At 70.6% G+C, this 1,047-nt stretch carries 1 protein-coding gene; it reads left to right on the forward strand.

Annotated elements, in window-relative coordinates:
- Nucleotides 1-102: 102 nt before the first annotated feature.
- On the forward strand, nt 103-1,047 hold a 945-nt coding region (locus ACWD1Z_RS37825), incomplete at its 3' end, for a hypothetical protein (RefSeq protein ID WP_451125490.1).

Consider the following 1,047-nt stretch of genomic DNA (forward strand, 5'->3'; position numbering starts at 1 on the left):
CCCGCCGTGCCGCGCGGCCGGGTGACTCCGGTGGCGGGGTCGACGATCTTCACCTCGACGTGCGGCAGGACGCGGCCGACGGTTCCGGTGCGGTGCACGGGGATGAGAAATCCACGGGCGGCCTACGACGACTGGCAACTGCGCCGGTACAGGCGGCGGTCCGACGAGCGCAAGGCCCGCCAGTTCGAGGAACGGACAGGTCACCAGAACTGGGGTGACGACTCCCTCGGCACGGCACTGACAAAGCTCGATCTCGCTGTCGGACCGCCGGTGGACGCCCGGCGGCTCGCGGCCATCCCTCCAGGCGTCGGGTTGTACGTGCGCGACGTCAAGGAGGTATGGCGCGGAGCCGACGAATCCGGCATGGAAACTGTCGTCCTGAGCGCGCTCCAGAGCCTCGATCGCGCCGGCCTTGTCAGCATCACCGAGGGGGACGACGGCTGGGGACGGCTCACCGTTCCCTCAGATCTGCACGAACGCCTGATGTCGCGCTGGTCGGCGCAGGAGGCCGCAAGGTGGCACGACCGGCTCCTCGACAACGCCCGCGCACTTGTGCCTCCTGGAGCCGGATGGTGGGACCTTCCCACCGACGCCGGTTACTGGTGGCAGCACCTCGTGTGGCATCTGCGGTACAGCGACCCCGATGCCGCCGCGGCGCTGGTGGCGCGACCACGCTGGCAGGCCGCCCGTATCCGACGACTTGAGGTGCAAGGGCTCCTGACGGACCTGACCCTGGTCGACTCCACGGAGTCCCGGGCCGTCGCTTCGACCATCAACGCGGTCATCAGCGGGCAGGCGCCCGGAAGCATCCGCGACGCGCGAGAGCAGGCCCGAAGGCTGCTGCGGGCCCTCGGATTGACCGCCCCGGCGCCGTCCGTCCCCTGGCCGCGGTCGGCGGTCCGTGCGGTCCTGCACGTGCCGCCCTTCACCCGCGACTTCGCCCTGTCACCGGACGGAACCTGGATGGTGACGGCTGGCAAGGACGGGCTCATCCGCGTCTACGACCTGGAGACCCGGACCGTGAGCCGGGTGATCCACGGCCCGTAC

This window comes from Streptomyces sp. NPDC002784 (assembly GCF_053592135.1).